Origin of the sequence: Bacillus sanguinis, assembly GCF_018332475.1 — a bacterium.
GTDB lineage: Bacteria > Bacillota > Bacilli > Bacillales > Bacillaceae_G > Bacillus_A > Bacillus_A sanguinis.
In genome coordinates this window covers 1-384 of sequence record NZ_BOQB01000426.1, presented here as the reverse complement: position 1 = coordinate 384, position 384 = coordinate 1, and the positions used below count along the sequence as shown (strand labels likewise).

1 pseudogene is annotated in these 384 nt (G+C 59.6%); it reads right to left on the bottom strand.

The annotated features are described in order from the left end of the window. A pseudogene (locus KI369_RS27105) lies at window positions 1-327 on the bottom strand (hypothetical protein); the annotation flags it as partial. Window positions 328-384: the final 57 nt, after the last annotated feature.

The following is a 384-nucleotide window of genomic DNA, read 5'->3' as shown; positions in this document are numbered from 1 at the left end:
CCTCAACGACAGGAGCACGATCATGCGCACCCGTGGGGCCGCCATGCCGGCGATAATGGCCTGCTTCTCGCCGAAACGTTTGGTGGCGGGACCAGTGACGAAGGCTTGAGCGAGGGCGTGCAAGATTCCGAATACCGCAAGCGACAGGCCGATCATCGTCGCGCTCCAGCGAAAGCGGTCCTCGCCGAAAATGACCCAGAGCGCTGCCGGCACCTGTCCTACGAGTTGCATGATAAAGAAGACAGTCATAAGTGCGGCGACGATAGTCATGCCCCGCGCCCACCGGAAGGAGCTGACTGGGTTGAAGGCTCTCAAGGGCATCGGTCGAGATCCCGGTGCCTAATGAGTGAGCTAACTTACATTAATTGCGTTGCGCTCACTGCC